The sequence below is a fragment of the Streptococcus sp. 27098_8_73 genome (assembly GCF_041432495.1).
GTDB lineage: Bacteria > Bacillota > Bacilli > Lactobacillales > Streptococcaceae > Streptococcus.
Genome location: NZ_JAPVZT010000003.1, coordinates 1 through 17,078, shown reverse-complemented (window position 1 = coordinate 17,078; position 17,078 = coordinate 1). Strand labels below are relative to the sequence as shown.

At 40.6% G+C, this 17,078-nt stretch carries 20 protein-coding genes and 1 pseudogene; 16 read left to right on the top strand and 5 right to left on the bottom strand.

The window, feature by feature from the left end; translation table 11 throughout:
* Window positions 1-14 precede the first annotated feature (14 nt).
* From O3651_RS02710 to O3651_RS02695, 4 genes are all read left to right on the top strand, one after another.
* Window positions 15-1,370: a bacteriocin secretion accessory protein gene (locus tag O3651_RS02710; protein ID WP_371609496.1), complete on the top strand. Its 1,356-nt coding sequence runs from the start codon at window positions 15-17 to the stop codon at window positions 1,368-1,370.
* Window positions 1,371-1,640: 270 nt separating this feature from the next.
* Window positions 1,641-2,219 (top strand): TetR/AcrR family transcriptional regulator, encoded by a 579-nt coding sequence (locus O3651_RS02705; protein ID WP_371609495.1) that lies wholly within the window; start codon window positions 1,641-1,643, stop codon window positions 2,217-2,219.
* On the top strand, window positions 2,216-2,896 hold the full coding sequence (locus tag O3651_RS02700; RefSeq protein WP_371609494.1) for an ABC transporter ATP-binding protein: 681 nt from the start codon (window positions 2,216-2,218) through the stop codon (window positions 2,894-2,896). The genes O3651_RS02705 and O3651_RS02700 overlap by 4 nt, the downstream gene beginning before the upstream one ends.
* 3 nt (window positions 2,897-2,899) lie before the next feature.
* The gene (locus tag O3651_RS02695) at window positions 2,900-4,051 is read left to right on the top strand and encodes an FtsX-like permease family protein (RefSeq protein ID WP_371609493.1); all 1,152 of its coding nucleotides are present in this window, start codon (window positions 2,900-2,902) and stop codon (window positions 4,049-4,051) included.
* Window positions 4,052-4,079: 28 nt separating this feature from the next.
* Here the strand turns inward: O3651_RS02695 and O3651_RS02690 are convergent, their stop codons facing one another.
* Entirely contained in the window at window positions 4,080-4,547 is a 468-nt protein-coding gene (locus O3651_RS02690) for an NUDIX hydrolase (RefSeq protein WP_125372530.1), read from the bottom strand.
* 121 nt (window positions 4,548-4,668) lie between these two features.
* On the opposite strand from O3651_RS02690, the gene truA reads away from it, so the two are divergent.
* The 7 genes from truA (at window position 4,669) to O3651_RS02655 (ending at window position 10,754) form a co-directional block, all read left to right on the top strand.
* Window positions 4,669-5,418 carry a tRNA pseudouridine(38-40) synthase TruA gene (gene truA, locus O3651_RS02685; protein WP_371609492.1) on the top strand — a complete coding sequence of 250 codons (750 nt, stop codon included), beginning with the start codon at window positions 4,669-4,671 and terminating at the stop codon, window positions 5,416-5,418.
* The gene (locus O3651_RS02680) at window positions 5,408-6,169 is read left to right on the top strand and encodes a bifunctional hydroxymethylpyrimidine kinase/phosphomethylpyrimidine kinase (RefSeq protein ID WP_371609491.1); all 762 of its coding nucleotides are present in this window, start codon (window positions 5,408-5,410) and stop codon (window positions 6,167-6,169) included. The genes truA and O3651_RS02680 overlap by 11 nt, the downstream gene beginning before the upstream one ends.
* Window positions 6,159-6,641, top strand: coding sequence for an ECF transporter S component (locus tag O3651_RS02675; protein ID WP_015605737.1), 483 nt, complete (start codon window positions 6,159-6,161; stop codon window positions 6,639-6,641). Before O3651_RS02680 ends, O3651_RS02675 begins: the two co-directional genes overlap by 11 nt.
* A 12-nt stretch (window positions 6,642-6,653) precedes the next feature.
* On the top strand, window positions 6,654-7,217 hold the full coding sequence (locus tag O3651_RS02670; RefSeq protein WP_005591724.1) for a TIGR01440 family protein: 564 nt from the start codon (window positions 6,654-6,656) through the stop codon (window positions 7,215-7,217).
* Between the two features lie 427 nt (window positions 7,218-7,644).
* The gene (gene tig, locus O3651_RS02665) at window positions 7,645-8,928 is read left to right on the top strand and encodes a trigger factor (protein WP_005591726.1); all 1,284 of its coding nucleotides are present in this window, start codon (window positions 7,645-7,647) and stop codon (window positions 8,926-8,928) included.
* Window positions 8,929-9,413: 485 nt separating this feature from the next.
* Window positions 9,414-9,647, top strand: coding sequence for a hypothetical protein (locus tag O3651_RS02660; protein ID WP_371609490.1), 234 nt, complete (start codon window positions 9,414-9,416; stop codon window positions 9,645-9,647).
* Between the two features lie 687 nt (window positions 9,648-10,334).
* Window positions 10,335-10,754, top strand: coding sequence for a DUF1492 domain-containing protein (locus tag O3651_RS02655; RefSeq protein WP_371609489.1), 420 nt, complete (start codon window positions 10,335-10,337; stop codon window positions 10,752-10,754).
* Between the two features lie 346 nt (window positions 10,755-11,100).
* Here the strand turns inward: O3651_RS02655 and O3651_RS02650 are convergent, their stop codons facing one another.
* The 3 genes from O3651_RS02650 to O3651_RS02640 are packed head-to-tail and all read right to left on the bottom strand — an operon-like array spanning window position 11,101 to window position 12,462.
* The gene (locus O3651_RS02650; protein ID WP_371609488.1) at window positions 11,101-11,523 is read right to left on the bottom strand and encodes a hypothetical protein; all 423 of its coding nucleotides are present in this window, start codon (window positions 11,521-11,523) and stop codon (window positions 11,101-11,103) included.
* Window positions 11,524-11,551: 28 nt separating this feature from the next.
* Window positions 11,552-11,947, bottom strand: coding sequence for a hypothetical protein (locus O3651_RS02645; RefSeq protein ID WP_371609487.1), 396 nt, complete (start codon window positions 11,945-11,947; stop codon window positions 11,552-11,554).
* Complete coding sequence (locus tag O3651_RS02640) at window positions 11,926-12,462, bottom strand: Panacea domain-containing protein (RefSeq protein WP_371609486.1); 537 nt, start codon at window positions 12,460-12,462, stop codon at window positions 11,926-11,928. The genes O3651_RS02645 and O3651_RS02640 overlap by 22 nt, the downstream gene beginning before the upstream one ends.
* 723 nt (window positions 12,463-13,185) lie before the next feature.
* Between O3651_RS02640 and rlmB the strand changes: the two genes are divergently transcribed.
* From rlmB to rpsI, 5 genes are all read left to right on the top strand, one after another.
* Window positions 13,186-13,917, top strand: coding sequence for a 23S rRNA (guanosine(2251)-2'-O)-methyltransferase RlmB (gene rlmB, locus O3651_RS02635; protein ID WP_297665077.1), 732 nt, complete (start codon window positions 13,186-13,188; stop codon window positions 13,915-13,917).
* Window positions 13,917-14,561, top strand: coding sequence for a hypothetical protein (locus O3651_RS02630; protein ID WP_371609485.1), 645 nt, complete (start codon window positions 13,917-13,919; stop codon window positions 14,559-14,561). Before rlmB ends, O3651_RS02630 begins: the two co-directional genes overlap by 1 nt.
* Window positions 14,562-14,703: 142 nt before the next feature.
* Window positions 14,704-15,567 (top strand): DegV family protein, encoded by an 864-nt coding sequence (locus tag O3651_RS02625; protein ID WP_371609484.1) that lies wholly within the window; start codon window positions 14,704-14,706, stop codon window positions 15,565-15,567.
* 183 nt (window positions 15,568-15,750) lie between these two features.
* On the top strand, window positions 15,751-16,197 hold the full coding sequence (gene rplM / locus O3651_RS02620) for a 50S ribosomal protein L13 (RefSeq protein WP_003026230.1): 447 nt from the start codon (window positions 15,751-15,753) through the stop codon (window positions 16,195-16,197).
* Window positions 16,198-16,215: 18 nt separating this feature from the next.
* Window positions 16,216-16,608, top strand: a complete 393-nt coding sequence (gene rpsI / locus O3651_RS02615; protein ID WP_371609483.1) for a 30S ribosomal protein S9 — start codon at window positions 16,216-16,218, stop codon at window positions 16,606-16,608.
* Between the two features lie 92 nt (window positions 16,609-16,700).
* Here the strand turns inward: rpsI and O3651_RS02610 are convergent.
* Window positions 16,701-16,886 (bottom strand): annotated as a pseudogene (locus O3651_RS02610) (transposase); the annotation flags it as partial.
* Window positions 16,887-17,078 lie beyond the last annotated feature (192 nt).

The window sequence follows — 17,078 nt, the reverse complement described above, 5'->3', positions numbered from 1 at the left end:
AAAGGAGAAAGAAGATGGAAGAACATTACTTAGAGAGTGCCGAATTTTATAACCGTAGATATTCTAGCTTTTCTGTGCGCGTGATTTTACCGACTTTCTTCTTGTTGATTTTTGTGGTCTTATTCTCCCTCTTTGCTAAAAAAGAAATCACTATTACTTCAGGTGCTTCTATTGAACCTAGCAAGATTCTAGCTAACATCCAATCAACCAGTAACAATGCTATTGTCACTAATAATTTGAAGGAAAACAAGGTTGTTAAAAAAGGGGATCTTTTAGTTCAGTATAAGTCTGATAGTGAAAATACTCAAAAAGAAACCTTCTCCTCTCAAGTAGAAAGCTTGAAGGAGCAAAAACGTCAGTTGGAGCTGCTGCAAGAAAGTCTGAAGACGGGAACTAGCCAGTTTTCAGGAGAGGATCGCTTCGGCTATGAGCAAGCATTTAATGATTACAAGAATCAAGCAGCGAGTATCCGTAGTAATACCGAGCAGCAAAATTCGACCATTGCTTCTCAAAATTCAGCAGCTAGCAATTCACAGGCAGAACTGGGGAATTTGATCAATGAAACAAATGCCAAATTAGCAGATTACCAGACTCTTAGAAATGCTATCCAAAATGGGACAAGTGTTCCTTCGACTAATGCTGGCTATAGCATCTATCAAGCTTATGAGACACAAGCTGCTGCAGATAGTCAAGGTCAGCTAAAGAGTCAGGTTCTTTCGCAAATTGATAGTCAGATTTCTCAGTTTGAATCAGCTCTTGCAGGTTATCGAGTGCAGTATGCGGGCTCTGGTGCTCAGCAGGCTTATTCTGGGAGCTTGGATAGTCAGCTTGAGTCTTTGAAAGCTCAGCAGTTGACTAAAGTTGGTCAAGAATTGACGGCCTTGAATCAAAAGATTTTAGAAGTTGAAAACAATCTCAAGGTACAAGGTGGTATCACTCAAAAGGGCATGATCGCAGCAACTGAAGATGGTATTCTCCACCTAAATCCTGAAACAGCAGGAGCGAATCTGGTTCCCGAAGGGAAGTTGCTGGCTCAGTTGTATCCTGTTTTGACCAAGGAAAAAAAGGTCGTTATCACAACCTATGTGACCTCAAAAGATGTGGCTAGTCTGAAAAAAGGTGAGACTTTGCGTTTCACTGCAATGGATGGAAATAATAAAGAATTTGTTCTCAAATCTAAAATTTCAAACATTGACAACAATGCGACGAAAACGGAAAAAGGCAATTTCTTTAAGGTGGAAGCTGAAATAAGCTTAACGGATGCCCAAGCCAAGAAGATACGTTACGGTATTGAAGGTCGTGCAGTAGTCATCACAGGAAGCAAAACCTACTTTGACTATTACTTGGATCAATTCTTGAGAAGAGACTAAAGAAAGAATGTTTAATAAGTCTTGATTGAAGTTCTTATCTCGCAAATATGAAAAAACCATGGTTGTGCCATGGTTTGTACGGATTCCTAAAAGATAGAGGAATTGTTACCCCTTTGTTGACTAAATGAGGATCCCGTTTTATTTGGCGATTTATCAAATAAAAAATCGAAGCCGAAAGGCTTCTTTTTATACTTGTTTTTTAATGTTTTGTGTGATATTATATTTTAAGAAACAAATGTTGCGCAACGATTGTATCTAAAAGGAGTTTCCATGCCACCTAAAAATAAATTTACTCGTGATGAAATTATCCAAGCAGCTCTAGGGATTGTCAGGGAAGACGGTTTAGCTGGTTTGACGGCTCGTTCTCTAGCGGAACGATTACAGTCTAGTTCCAAGGTTATTTTCGGTCAGTTTGAAAATATGGAGGATCTAAGTCATTCGGTTGTTCGGGCGGCTGAATTCGTTCTGGTCCAATATATCCGTTCGGCTTTGGAGCGAGCCAAGCCTTTCAGAGCAGTTGGTATGGCCTATATCCTTTTTGCCAGTCAGGAACCTCAGCTCTTTAAAATTCTCTATCTAAATCCTCACAAGCACCCCATTGAGTCTTTCAAAGACTTTTTACCTCAGAAAGACCATAGTTATCAGCAGATATTAGAGTCGATTGTGGAGGATTATCCTATGTCCATAGAGAGTGCAGAGTTTGTCTATCAGCATTTATTTATCTATTCTCATGGTTTGGCTAGCATGATAGCATCAGGTATTTATTCTTTTAGTCAGGAGGAAGTGACAGAACGTTTAACGCAAGTATTTACTGCCCTCTTAAAGGAAATGAAAGGAAAGCAAGAATGATTAGATTAAAGGGAATTCGTAAGTCCTACAATGGAAGAGAAGTTTTAAAAGGGATCGACTTAGAGATTGCTGCCCAAGATTACTTGGTCATTTTGGGAGCTTCTGGATCTGGAAAGTCAACCTTACTCAACGTTTTATCAGGCCTAGAAAAACCAGACAGTGGTCATGTATACTATGGTGAGGAAGATCTATCCCAGCTGACAGAAGCTCAATTGACGGCTTTTCGTCGAGCGAAGATTGCCTTTATTTTTCAGCAGTATTTCTTACTTCCAAATCTTACAGTGGAGCAAAATGTCAAAATGGGAGCCAACCTAGCAGGCAATCAAGATTACGTCCGTATTTTAGAGGCTTTAGGTTTAGGTGATAAACTTCAGCATTATCCAAGTCAACTGTCAGGCGGTGAGCAGCAGCGGGTGGCTATTGCACGAGCCCTAGCTAAAAGACCGAATGTCCTCTTTTTGGACGAGCCGACAGGAGCCTTGGACGAAGCAACAGGTCGTCAGATTCTAGCCTATATTTCAAGTTTTCGAGAGGAGCTAGGTTTTACACTGGTCATGGTGACCCACAATGCAAATATTGCTCAGATGGCTAAGACCATTGTCCATATCAATAGCGGTCAGATTCAAAGCTTAGAGACAAATAGTCAGCCCAAGACGGCCTATGAGATTGGATGGTAAGCTATGTTTTCAATAAAAGATTTGTATAGATTAGTCGTTGTATCAATTATTAGCTTTTGTGCGGTCTTTGTGACCAATCTCTTCCTAAATTTTTATCTGGATATCCGTTTACTAGATCAAACAAATTGGTTGCCTGAGATTCGAGCTGTTTACGATGCTCAAGTTGCGATTTCTTGGTTAATTGCATCCATTAGCGGAGCTGTTTTATCCCTAACATCGATACTCCTTCTCTTCTTTTACATTCGGCAATTTATTGACCAGCATAAGCCAGAATTAGGAGTTTTAAAAGCTCTGGGCTATAAAAACTGGGAAATTGCTCGAAAGTTTTGGCTTTTTAGTCTTCCAATTGGTTTGGGAACAGGCACTGGCTACTTCTCTTCGTTTGTCATGATGCCACATTTTTATCAGTTGCGTAATCAAAGCGGAGTTTTGCCTGAAATTACCATTCAGCAACATTGGTCCCTTTTCCTGTTTCTTGTTGTCTTGCCGACTCTTGCCTTTGCTACTTTAGCCGTTCTCTACGCTAGTTATTGTCTACGCTTGCCTGCTTTAGACTTGCTCAAGCGGGTCAGCCCTAGTCGAAAGTCACCAAAAAGGAAAACAGTAAAGCAAATAAGGAAAGACCGCCCCTTTTTAAAAGACCTTTCTGCCAGCCTGCTCTGGTCTAGAAAATTATTAATATTCTTTGTCATTTTCGGTTCGATGTGCTTTTCAGCTATGATTCAGCTATCATTTGGTATGAAAGAATTGACAGATGAGACCATTCAGATCATGATGATGTCAATCGGTACTGTCCTGTCAGTGGCAATCCTCTATCTGTCTCTGGGAGTACTCCTGCAGGAAAATCAAGAAACCCTAGCTATTATGAAGGTTTTTGGTTATAGCAGAAATGAGTGCCATAAGAGTTTATTTGCTCCTTATCGTATTCTTGCTTTTTTGGGCTTTGTCTTAGGAACGGGCTATCAATACGGGATTATGCAGCTTTTACTCAGATTGATGGAAAAATCAATAGCTCAGAAAGTTGACTATGATTTTGATTTTGGAGTCTGCCTGATGACTTTGCTAGTTTTTGTCTTAGTCTATGAAGGTTTAATCTATTTATCCAACAGGAGGCTAGATCAACTGACTATTAAGCAGGTCATGTTGGGAGAATAAAGAAAAAAATGAAGTGGTACTGTTCACTTCATTCTTTTTTGCTGATGATATGCTGGATACCTGTTTGGAGGTGCTGGAGGATATGTGTAATTTCCTTTGGAAATACTTTATAGTTTTCCAAGTCTGTCAGGGGAATCCAGTAGACTTGTTCTTGGTTATGCTGGTAGTGAAATTGCTTGCCGTGAGATTTCATCAGATAATAGAAGCAAATCTCATGACAGTCTAGTCCTTTGAGGATGCCAGTTGAGTTGGAAAATAAATTTTCATGAACAAAAGCCAGCTTTTCAATCTCATACCTTTGTCCTGTTTCTTCGAAAACTTCTCGCTGGACAGCTTCTTTGGTGGTCTCTCCAAATCTGACCGCCCCTCCCACTGAATAGAAATAGTCTTCGCTAGAAGAAGCCATGACACAGAGGGCTTCCTCCTCAATGATGAGTGCAGCAGCCCGATAGCGAAATCGCTCCTGCCCTTGGGTATAAGAAATATCCTTTGCCATAGTACCCTCCTTGCATTTTTTAGTTTACTTGATTTAGAGCTTCCTGTCAACACTTTCTGTACCCGGACAGTTGTATTCTTTCTTTCTTGCGACAGGCTTTTTTTCCTGTTAAAATAATGACATGACTCGTTATAAAGCCCTTATTTCCTATGACGGACATGACTTTGCTGGCTTTCAGCGCCAGCCTCATGCTCGGAGCGTTCAGGAAGAAATCGAAAAAACTTTAACTCGTATCAACAAAGGTCAGCCCATTGTCATCCACGGAGCTGGTCGGACCGACAGCGGCGTTCATGCGCTTGGGCAGGTCATTCACTTTGACCTCCCGTCAGCTAGTGATGAAGAAAAGCTACGTTTTGCCTTGGATACCCAGACGCCAGAAGATATTGATGTCATTTCTGTGGAGGAAGTGACGGAAGATTTTCATGCCCGTTACAAGCCGCACAGTAAGACCTATGAGTTTCTGGTAGATATTGGTCGGCCCAAAAATCCGATGATGCGCCACTATGCGACCCACTACCCTTATCCTTTGGAGCTTCCTCTAATGGAGCAGGCCATTAAAGCCTTGGAGGGAACGCACGATTTTACAGGTTTTACAGCCTCGGGTACCAGTGTGGAAAATAAGGTTCGTACGATTACAAAGGCCAGCCTGACTTTTGATGCGCAACGCAATTTTCTAGTCTTTACTTTTTCTGGCAATGGCTTTCTCTATAAGCAAATCCGCAACATGGTGGGAACCCTGCTCAAGATTGGAAATAAGCGGATGCCAGTAAACCAAATCGAACGGATTTTAGAAGAAAAGGATCGGCAGCTAGCTGGCCCAACCGCAGCACCTAATGGTCTTTATCTAAAGGAGATTATCTATGAAGAATAAGCTGATTTTAGCCCTCTCTGGCAATGATATTTTTAGTGGTGGTGGTCTTCATGCAGACCTGGCTACTTATACGGTCCATGGCCTGCATGGCTTTGTCGCAGTGACTTGCTTGACTGCGATGACGGACAAGGGCTTTGAAGTCCTTCCGACGGATGAGCAGGTCTTTGCGCAGCAACTCTCCTCGCTCAAAGATGTGCCGTTTTCGGCTATCAAGCTGGGCTTGTTACCGACGGTTGTCATTGCAGACCAGGCTCTGGAATTCATCAAAAAGCAAGCGGGCATACCAGTCGTGCTAGACCCTGTCCTAGTCTGCAAGGAAACCCATGATGTGGAAGTTTCGGCCCTCCGAGATGAATTGATCAAATTTTTCCCTTATACGACCATTATCACGCCCAATCTACCAGAAGCAGAGATCCTGACCCAGTCGGATATCAAGACTTTGGATGATCTCAAGGCTGCGGCTGTGACTCTCCATGAACTGGGAGCTCAAAATGTCGTGATCAAGGGAGGAAATCGTTTTAGCCAAGATCAGGCTATAGATTTGTTTTATGATGGCAAAGACTTTGTGTTGTTGGAAAGTCCTGTTTTACCAAATAATAATACAGGAGCAGGCTGTACCTTTGCTTCTAGCATAGCTAGTCAGCTTTTGGCAGGTCAATCCCCTCTTGAAGCCGTCAACTATTCAAAAGATTTTGTTTACCGCGCTATCCAGCGCTCAGATCAGTATGGAGTTATTCAATATGAAAAATAATCAGACAAGAAAAATCGCTTTGCTGGCTGTCATTACAGCCCTATCCATTGTTTTGGGGAATTTTTTCAAAATCCCGACGCCAACTGGCTTTCTGACCTTGCTAGATGCAGGGATTTACTTTACCGCATTTTATTTTGGTCGTAAGGAAGGAGCCTTGGTTGGGGGCTTATCCGGTCTCTTGATTGACCTAGTGGCCGGCTATCCTCAGTGGATGGTCTTTAGCCTCATCTGCCATGGCCTTCAAGGCTACTTTGCTGGTTTTACTGGAAAGCAGCGTTATATTGGTTTGCTCTTGGCCGGACTTGCCATGGTCGGTGGCTATGCTCTCTTTGGCAGCATTTTGAGTGGACCGGGTGCAGCTATCGCAGCGATTTGGGGCAATGTCATGCAAAATATTTTTGGCTTGGTGGTCGGCTATGCCCTTTATAGAGCCTTTCCCCTTGTCTTGAAAAGAGCCCTTCAGCCAGAGTAAGTGAGGTAAGAGATGGATTTAGAGAAGCTTGAAAAGGAGACCAGACAGATCGCCACAGATGTCTTGGACAAGGCGGGTTTGGTCAAGGGAAATATTTTTGTCCTAGGTCTATCTTCTAGTGAAGTCATGGGGGGACACATTGGCCAGCACTCCAGTAGGGAAGTCGGTCAGGTCATTGTCAAGACCTTGTTAGATATTCTGCAAGCTCGGGGGATTTACTTGGCCGTTCAAGGCTGTGAGCATCTCAACCGTGCCTTGGTCGTGGAGCGAGAATTGGCAGAAAAGAAAGACCTAGAAATTGTCAATGTCCTGCCCAGTCTACATGCAGGCGGGAGTGGCCAGCTAGCAGCTTTTGACTATATGAAAGATCCTGTGGAGGTTGAATTCATTACAGCTCATGCTGGCTTGGATGTGGGGGATACATCAATCGGAATGCATGTCAAGCATGTTCAGGTTCCGATTCGCCCTCAGCTACGCAGTTTAGGTCAGGCTCACGTTACTGCCCTTGCCAGTCGTCCCAAGTTGATTGGCGGAGCTAGAGCGTCTTATATTGAGGATAGAATTCGAAAATCTTAGTAGAAGAAGAGAAGAGGCTGGGACAAAAGTCCTAGCCTCTCAATTATCTTTGGATTGTCGAGCAAGACGCAGTGGTTGAGTGGGCTCTACTAGGCTGATTTCATCAGCTTTTACCGCCCTACTCAACTGTGCGGAGGTAGGACGACGAAATCGAATTCTAACGAATGACCGATTTTTGTCCCACTCTCTTTTCCCAAATGGTAGACTTTACCAGTCGATTCTCGTGCTGGCGAGGGAGATAAACCCACAGTGATAGGAGAATATTGTCTGCTAAGAGCTGGGGAAATGGTCAAAAAAGAGCAAAATGTGGCTTGGGTTTTGGCTTATGAAAGGGGAAAAAGGCGAAAAATAAAAGGTGTCGCTTGAAAAAACTGCTACTTATGTTATAATGGATTGTATGCAAAAAATTTGAAGGAGAACTGACAGAATGTCTGTATCATTTGAAAACAAAGAAACAAATCGTGGAGTATTGACTTTTACTATCGGTCAAGACCAAATCAAACCTGCTTTGGATCGTGCTTTTAATGCAGTTAAGAAAAATATCGCTGTACCAGGTTTCCGTAAAGGTCATATTCCTCGTCCAGTCTTCAACCAACGTTTTGGTGAAGAGTCACTTTATCAAGATGTCTTGAATGCATTGCTTCCAGCAGCTTATGAAGCAGCTGTGAAAGAAGCTGGTCTTGAAGTGGTTGCACAACCAAAAATTGATGTAACTTCAATGGAAAAAGGCCAAGACTGGGTCATCACTGCTGATGTTGTGACAAAACCTGAAGTGAAATTGGGTGCTTACAAAGACCTTGAAGTATCTGTAGAAGTTTCTAAGGAAGTGACTGATGCTGAAGTTGATGAGCGCATTGAGCGTGAACGCAACAACTTGGCTGAATTGGTTCTGAAAGATGGAGCAGCAGCTGAAGGTGATACAGTTGTCATCGACTTTGTTGGTTCTGTTGACGGTGTTGAATTTGACGGCGGAAAAGGCGATAACTTCTCACTTGGACTTGGTTCAGGTCAATTCATCCCAGGCTTCGAAGACCAATTGGTTGGTCACTCAGCTGGTGAAACAGTAGACGTTGTTGTAACCTTCCCAGAAGACTACCAAGCAGCTGACCTTGCTGGTAAAGAAGCAAAATTCGTTACAACAATCCATGAAGTTAAAGAAAAAGAAGTTCCAGCTCTTGATGATGAACTTGCAAAAGACATCGACGAAGAAGTTGAAACTCTTGCTGAATTGAAAGAAAAATACCGTAAAGAATTAGCAGAAGCCAAAGAAGCAGCTTACAACGATGCAGTTGAAGCAGCAGCGATTGACCTTGCAGTAGAAAATGCAGAAATCGTTGACCTTCCAGAAGAAATGATTCACGAAGAAGTTCATCGCGCTGTGAACGAATTCCTCGGCAACATGCAACGTCAAGGTATCTCTCCTGATATGTACTTCCAAATCACTGGTACAACTCAAGAAGACCTTCACAAACAATATGAAGCAGATGCTGCAGCACGCACTAAGACGAACCTTGTTGTAGAAGCAGTTGCGAAAGCAGAAGGCTTTGAAGCGAGCGCTGAAGAAGTTGAAGCAGAAATCACTTCATTGGCAACAGACTACAACATGGAAGCAGACCGCGTTCGCCAATTGCTTTCAGAAGAAATGCTTAAACATGATATCGCTGTTAAGAAAGCAGTTGAAGTCATCACAAGCACTGCTAAAGTAAAATAATAGCTTCCAGTCAGCCTCAGTGGATGACAAATGCAAGCACAAGAGAGAACGATTTGTTCTCTCTTTTTTTGATGTTGGAGAGGTCGTTTCGAAATATGAACTGTTCAAGAAGATGCGGACAACCTAGGCCTCGGCTGGTCACTTTTCCTATAGTTTCTTGGTAATCTAGGTCTCGGCTGGTCACTTTTCCTATAGATTCATGGCAACTTAGGCCTCGGTCGGTCACTTTCCTTTAGTTTTTAAGGTAAATGATACTTGAGATAGCTATTGGACAAAAGTAAGTATCTGACGAGGGGTGATTTCTTTCTATTTGGAAACTAGCTAGCAGAACTGGCTAGTTTAGCTGGTTTCTAAGTCTCAAATAAGGAATTATTTCAAAATACTGTAAAACTTTTTGAGAGTGGGGCGTTAGCTGTATCTACTGGTAAAGCACTGATAGACTACTACAAAAACGATTATATGGCCTTATCGCTTATCAGAATGCCTTGGGAGATATTTTTGGAAATGACAACCCCAATAGTGCAGGATTAGCACAGTATATCCCGTCGGACAATAGCAATCGGACAAAAGACTTGTTGAATAAATTTGCTAGAGCAGTCGATGAGCTGAATTACAAGAGATTGATGGAAGATCCTGAGTTTGTAAAACAAAGAGTGGATGGAGCAATCACCTTCTTAAAATCTGATTACCTAGACGACAATATGGATGCAATACTTTAAGCAAGTGTGTAGAGGGGAGCAATCCCCTTTTGTTAATTAAGTTAATGGTTTAGGATCACTCCGATAATTTGTAGTAGGGTGCAATTTACAAAACAAACAAATACTACATATTAGACGGTTTAAATGTTAAAAAAGCTAGATATATCAAGGATTTAAGTAAGTAGAGCGTTCCAAAAAAGGGTTAGGTAAGGGTGAGGTTGAATATTTAAAAATACTAAGTTTTTACCAAGGTACAGATAGTTTTTAGAGTCGTAGAACGGTAAGGTTTTGGTTAGGTATCTTAGTTTTCCAAGAGTGAGGTTTTGGTTAGGTAGTGGCAAAAAATATACCTGACAAATGGCAGGGTTATGTGTGTTGAACTCCGAGCGAACGCCGAGAAAGTGGGATATATTCCCCTATCATTTATCAAGCAGATAAGAGCAATAATAAGTCACCTTAACACCCTGAGAAATGACAAGCAGATAAGGATGACAATAAGCCTTTTTAATTGCATGCAGAATAACAAGGAAATAAGGGAGATAAAAACGTCCCTTAATTGCCTATCAAACCATAAGGAGATACGGGGGCTATCCCTTACCTACGAACTTGAAGCTAGAGCGAACATAGAAAAATAGAAAAAGAACCAAGACACTCTCTGCCCTGGCTAAAATCACAATAAGATTATTATATCATAAAAGGAGCGTCAGCATGACACCAGAGCAGGTAAAAGAAAAACTAGAGGGCGCTAAGTGGATCAATAAAGAAATAGAAGGCTTATATTTGGAGCTTGCAGCTTTAGAAAGTGGTATTATCAAAAAGCAAGAACTGAGCACTACTAGAGTACAAACATGCAGGGTAAATACAGCAGAGAATAACCTTATAAGCGTTCTAAAACTAAAAGAGGACACTTTACAGAGAATTGAGCGACTTACTGAAGAGAGAATGGAAATATCTAGGCTGATCGATAAGCTAGCCAATCCGCTTGAGCGTTCTGTTCTCAGGTTGTTTTACTTGAATATTCTTGACGTTTGGCAGGTTGCTGAGGAAATAGTTGTATCTACAGCCTCGGTATATCGAGTAAGGCAAAAAGCTATAGAACACTTAACAGGTATAGTAAATGGGGATTGATTTAACCTTAGCACAGAGACTAGTTCGTATAGGGCACCCTAGGCTTTATATTTGCCCCTATTTCGCTTTGTTTCGTACTGGACGACTTAAATCATTACGGATAAACTAAAAGCCCTTAGAAACGAATCTGGGGGCTTTTGTGATATAAAAAAATAAAGGTGACCCACCGCCTCCACAGCAAGCTGCTTCATGGGCGTTAGACCACCTTTACCTTAACTTGATTATAACTCAAAAAAATTTCTAGTACAAGTATAATCTGAGGTTAGCAATTATAAAAATAGAGGTGTCCCACCTCCTACTGCAGAATGAACTGTTTCAATGGGAGATGGAAAACCTCAAAGAAGTTTTAGAAAAAAGTAGAAGCAATAAAAGCTGAGATACCCAAAAGAATTAATAAGCAGAAATAAAAAGAATGTCTCATAAAAAGATGTCTCCATTTGTGTTTGCACCCTTTATCACATGACATACAGTTCCCGAATTCTTTACCTGTAATTCGGGCAATCCAAAGTAATAACGAATACATCAAAGTTAAAATCGCAATCATCATTAAACTAGATACTGTAATGATTTTTGATAGATCCATTGTTTGAAGATCATCACCAACATCAAATACTGCTCTCGCTATTTCAATACCACCGAACATAACGAATACAAATGCAGAAAACACTCCTAAAATAGCAATGAAGTCAGTATAGATTCCAGATTTCATATCTCTAACTTCTTTAATCCTAGTTGTTATATGAACTATATCTGAATTCATCTTGTTCATCGATTCCTTTGAAGTTTTAATTTGCTCTTCAACTTCTGTAATTAAAGGACGAAATTCCTTTACAAAAAGATGTAATTCCGATACAGTATCTTGGGCTTGCTTTGAATTTTTTAATATATATTCTCTTTGAACTTGAGAGAGAGTAATTCGTCTTGATTTTATCTAAATTTTTTGACAAAATTTCTTTTGTTTCATTAGGACTTCCATCTAAAATAAGGCGGATGTTTTCGTTTAAAACCTCATTATCCTCATCACTATTCTCATTTTTATATACATAGTCTGCAATATCATTATAAGGTATTGTGAGAGCACTATCAGAGAACATTTGTCGAAATACTTCTAAGACTTTTTGTTTATCATCATCTCCTAGTTCCGATAAATTTTTACCTAATAATATTTTTATTAATATTGCTGTGTTTCCCATAGTTTAGCCTCTGGGTGATTAGTAAAGTAAGTTTTAATTTCTTCATTAGTATATTTGATACCTTGAATACCATGCATGATGTGATTTTCGTCTTTTTTCCATGGATCATGGGTATGAGTAATATCTACAAGTTGAAAAGCACTTAAATTTGAAAGTTTATCAACAGTGTCTTCAATAATATAAGTATTGCTAATCTTATTTCTATTGTATTCTTCTATTTTAATATCTGTGAGATTGGCAAAAGAATCGGTACTAAATTCAATGTACTCATTTACTATATCACTACTTGGTATAGTAAATGCCCCAAATCTTTTATATTCATGATATACGCTAGGAACAACAGGACCATACTTCCACTTTTCCATTTTCTCTGAAAATAGTTCGACATCATTTTCAACGATATTTCTTACATTTACGAAGTATAATAATTTCTGCAATTTTAAATTATTGATTTCATAATTTTTGTTATTTGAATATTCAATTATATAATTTGCCACAAATAATGCGTTTTCCATCACCCATACCTCCTTTTATTCTATTATACCATATGTGTCAATCACTACATTTTGAGAGAGCTTGAAAAATGAACACAATATATTGTAGAATATATACACTCGGATTTTCCTAAGAGATTTTGTCTTATATTATGGCTTTACTTCTTATATTATTTTTTAGTTGAGGAGTAGGCAACTATATTGAGATTATTAGCAATGATGTTAAGAATAATGCCGATCTTTTCAAATTGATTTGATGTCGTTCTGCTGATTATACTTAGTAAGTGAGTTGTTTACCAAGTCTACTAGATATCTGCCAAATCCTCTAGCAGTATAATCATAGAAAGCTTCATCAGATTCAAAAGTATTTTTGAAAGATGCTTATTACTAGAATGGAGACAGATAAAACTTTAGCTGTTATCCCTCCTAGAGAATATGAAAGAATAAAAAAAGCACGTTTGACCGTGCTAGTTTCTTGCCTGCTGAACTCATCATTTTAAGTCCTTTTTTGTTACCCTTTATGTTTTCTCAACTTATTTTAATTTAATAGTTTTTGAGAAAATCAAGTTAGATTTAGAGCAGGCTTAGGCCTGTTTTTCTGTACCTAATCACTGCAAGACAACAAAAACAAATAGGATAACGAAAAGTAGTTTTTAGCTGATTGCTGAGAAATGCTAGGCTGTCATAGGGAGATATTTAGCTTTTAGACAGATTTTTTTGGGGAGCTTGTGATATACTGTTAGTATGGAAAAAAATGATATTGTCTACGGCGTGCATGCTGTGACCGAGGCCTTGATGGCCAATACGGGAAATAAACTTTACATTCAGGACGACTTGCGTGGCAAAAACGTGAGCAAGCTGAAAGATTTGGCGGCAGAAAAGAAGGTTTCTATCTCTTGGACACCCAAGAAAACCTTGCAGGAGATGACGGATGGAGCCGTTCACCAAGGCTTTGTCTTGCGGGTATCGGAGTTTGCCTATGCAGATTTGGCGGATATTTTGAAAAAAGCGGAGCAGGAAGAGAATCCTCTGCTGTTGATTTTGGATGGCTTGACAGATCCGCATAATCTGGGCTCTATCTTGCGCACGGCTGACGCGACCAATGTGACTGGAGTGATCATTCCCAAGCACCGAGCAGTCGGCGTGACACCAGTTGTGGCTAAGACTTCTACAGGCGCTATCGAGCACATTCCTATTGCCCGTGTGACCAATCTCAGCCAGACTCTGGACAAGCTCAAGGAAGCTGGCTTCTGGATTTTTGGGACGGATATGCAGGGGACGCCAGTTCATAAGTGGAATACGGCAGGCAAGCTAGCCCTCATCATCGGCAACGAAGGCAAGGGGATTTCCAGCAACATTAAGAAGCAGGTGGACGAAATGCTGACCATTCCTATGAATGGTCATGTCCAAAGCCTCAACGCCAGCGTCGCAGCGGCCATTCTCATGTATGAAGTCTTTAGAAATCGGGTGGGCTAATGCAAGTACTAGGAAGCTATCTGTTAGAAAAATATCAAACAGAAAAGTTTGAGCCGATCATTTATGATATTTACCATAATAAAAGAGAAGATAATTATTGCTTTTGCTTTGAAATCACTGAGGAAGCAGATCAGTATCCCTTAGAGGACTTATTGACCCAATATTCCTTGAATTGCACGGATTTATACGGTCAAGAAAGTCAGGTAAATGGCACTTTGAAATATCTGGTTGAGGTAGAAACCTTATCCACTGATAAGGCGGATTTGATCAGCATTCTCAATTTTTCTACAATTTTAAATAAAGAGATTGTGAATTATGTAAAAGGAAAATATGAGTGCCTTGCTGAAAAGAGGTGTATGAGTTCCTTTTATATGGGGAACCAAAAAGTGGAAGTTCCTGTGCTTGCTTACCGAAGTGATAACTCTGGGATGGTTTCTTTTCAAAATAAATATCCAGAGGTGCAATTATCAAATTTATTTTTAGAAGATAAAAAATATGATGTTGAGTGTTTAGATGGGGAATGGACCTGTATTGAATTACTTGATGGTAAGGCAAACTTGATTTTAAAAGCTTCACACGATGAATATTTCCAATATATTTTTGATTTGAAAGGTTTTCAAGGTGTCAGTCCTGTTCTAGACTGACCGAGCGAAATAGCTTTCCTAAAAAGCAAGAAATTTCTAATAGCTAGTCCCGGCATGTTGGTAGGAAAATCACCAGGAATAGCCCGCTTATGTTCATGGAGAAGCCTTCTCTGTGGCAACTAAAAAATGATGGAGAAAAAAGATGACCTTTAAAATTTTAACGGATTCGACGGCAGATTTGCCAGAAAGCTGGACTCAGGAACATGATGTGCAGGTTCTGGGCTTGACCATTCAGTTGGATGGCCAAACCTACGAGACTGTCGGACCGGATAAGCTGACCAGTGAGCAGCTTTTAGCCAAGATGGAGTCGGGCAGCAAGCCGACTACCAGCCAGATCAATGTTGGCCAATTTGAAGATGTTTTCCGCCAGTATGCTCAGGAGGGCACAGCAGTTCTCTATGTGGCTTTTGCTTCCGCCCTGTCTGGTACCTATCAAAGTGCAGTCATGGCGCGGGAGATGGTCTTAGAGGATTATCCTGAGGCAATCATTACAATCCTTGATACCAAGGCGGCTTCGATGGGTGAAGGGCTCTTGGTTATGAAGGCTGTAGAAGCTAGAGCGGCAGGTCAGAGCCTAGAGCAGACGGTAGCTTTGCTTCAAAGTCTAGTGCCTAGAGTAAAGACCTATTTCTTAGTAGATGACCTCAATCACCTTATGCGGGGTGGCCGCATTTCCAAGGCAGCGGCTCTCATGGGAAGCTTGGTCAATATCAAGCCCATTATCGCAGTCACAGCTGATGGAAGTCTGGATTCGGTCGCTAAGGTGCGAGGTAAGAAGAAGGCGCAGGCTGAGGTAGTTCGGATGACTCTAGAGACCATTTCTGAGTCACTTGTAGTCATTGCCTATGCAGGCGAAAAAGAAGTCGCTGAAAATGTCAAGGAGCAACTTTTAGCTTCTGGGCAGGTCACAGAAGTCCTTATCCTGCCTCTTGGTCCGGTTATTTCGACGCATACTGGCCCAGGGACTCTAGGACTCTTTAGCATTGGCAGTGAACTTTCAGACTAAATGGAAATGAAATCGTTATTTTATAAATAATTGCATCAAATATATTGACTTTTGGTTAGAAAATTTGGTATGATAGTAGGCGGTATTGTTTACCCCATTTGTAAGGCCCCGGAACCTTTCAAATAACCCGCGGACCGGAACATCCGCCCTGTAAACAAAAACGATATTCATATAGGAGAAATCATGAACAAAACAACATACATGGCTAAGCCAGGTGAAGTTGAACGCAAATGGTATGTAGTAGACGCTACTGATGTACCTCTTGGACGCCTTTCTGCAGTTGTAGCAAGCGTACTTCGTGGAAAAAACAAACCAACATTCACACCACACACTGATACAGGTGACTTCGTAATCGTTATCAACGCTGAAAAAGTTAAATTGACTGGTAAAAAAGCAACTGATAAAGTTTACTACACTCACTCAATGTACCCAGGTGGTTTGAAGTCTATCACTGCTGGTGAACTTCGCTCTAAGAACGCTGTTCGTTTGATCGAAAAATCAGTTAAAGGTATGCTTCCACACAATACTCTTGGTCGCGCTCAAGGTATGAAGTTGAAAGTATTTGTAGGCGCTGAGCACACTCACGCTGCACAACAACCAGAAGTTCTTGATATTTCAGGACTTATCTAAGGAAAGGAACAATAAAGTATGTCACAAGCACAATATTCAGGTACTGGACGTCGTAAAAACGCTGTTGCACGCGTTCGCCTTGTTCCAGGAACTGGTAAAATCACTGTAAACAAAAAAGATGTTGAAGAGTACATCCCACACGCTGACCTTCGTTTGGTTATCAACCAACCATTCGCAGTTACTTCAACTGTTGGTCAATACGACGTTTTCGTAAACGTTGATGGTGGTGGCTACGCTGGTCAATCAGGCGCTATCCGTCACGGTATCGCTCGTGCCCTTCTTCAAGTAGACCCAGATTTCCGCGATTCATTGAAACGCGCAGGCCTTCTTACTCGTGATGCTCGTATGGTAGAACGTAAGAAACCAGGTCTTAAGAAAGCTCGTAAAGCATCACAATTTAGTAAACGTTAAAACTTATTTACACTTATTGAAAGCATTTCGTATCAAAAATACGGGATGCTTTTTCTGTTCACCCCAAATATTTGAACCTTGAATTTCCTTTAATACGTTCCGTTACGACTGTTGGCTTTAAAATAATTAGCTTTATCGTAAGGCTCATACCCTAAAAAGGCTGATAACTCTGCTTGAAGCAGATCGTTCATAACTGTTTCAAGGGATGAACGAAAAAATCCATCAATATCTTGCTTTTGGGCTAAGAAGTTAAGTAGTTCTGTGGTAAACTGAGTCATAGGAATAAACCTCGTTCTAGTAATGTTTCGTAACTCTACTATAACGGATTTCTTCCTTTTTGTGTTTACACAACTTATTTTACACTACCAAAAGAACTTTAGCTATTGGGTATGCAAGCTAAAGTTCTTGGCTCTATAATTTCTGTAGTAGGTAAAGCCACCATAGGAATTATAGAGTCTATTTTGTTGTAG